Annotated in this window: 1 protein-coding gene and 1 pseudogene; one reads left to right on the top strand and one right to left on the bottom strand. The window is 58.2% G+C overall.

Annotated elements, in window-relative coordinates; translation table 11 throughout:
- A pseudogene (locus ACR0EL_RS22440) lies at positions 1-273 on the top strand (silent information regulator protein Sir2); the annotation flags it as partial.
- Between the two features lie 28 nt (positions 274-301).
- On the opposite strand, the gene ACR0EL_RS22435 reads toward ACR0EL_RS22440, so the two are convergent.
- Positions 302-646, bottom strand: a 345-nt coding sequence (locus ACR0EL_RS22435; protein ID WP_480502350.1) for an SDR family oxidoreductase, incomplete at its 5' end; no start/stop codon positions are given.

Genomic DNA, 646 nt, shown 5'->3' with positions numbered 1-646 from the left:
GTCGAGGCGGTGCAAGTTGCCCGAGAGCAGGGCATGACGGTGGTCGGTCTTTCTGACAGCCCAGCCAGCCCTGTTCTGCGCAATGCACAACACGGGTTCGTCATCTCGGCGGATACGCCGCAATTCTTCCCGTCATCAGTAAGTACTATCGCATTGCTCGAAACGCTTTTGTCCTTCGTCATTGCAGTGGCCAGCGACGAGATCGTCGAAAGAGTGGCGACCTTTCACAAGCGTCGCCATCAGCTAGGCCTATATCACGCGGAAGAGCCCTGATTGGATCAGGCCAATCCGCATTGGCCATTCAGCCACTAACCAGGTGACCTCCATCCACATCCAGCACAGCGCCTGTGAGATAGCCATTTGTCATTGCCATTATCACAGCTTGGGCGATGTCCTCTGCCTCACCAATGCGTCCGACGGGCAGGCTGTTACCAACCTGAGCGAACATGGCCTCGCGAGCCTCATTCGACATTGCCGCGTAAGCCTCGGTCGCAACCATTCCAGGGCTGATGCAGTTCACACGCGCACGGTTTGATAGCTCCAATGCCAACCCCTTGGACAGGGCTTCGACCGCCGCGTTCACGGCCCCAAGACCCGTTGCACCGGCAGAGGGTCGGCGGCTGAGGACGCCAGAAAAGAAGGTGAT

This window comes from Ruegeria sp. AH12, assembly GCF_056541465.1.
Note: the sequence above shows the minus strand (reverse complement) of the source record. Positions and strands in the feature narration are given on the sequence as shown.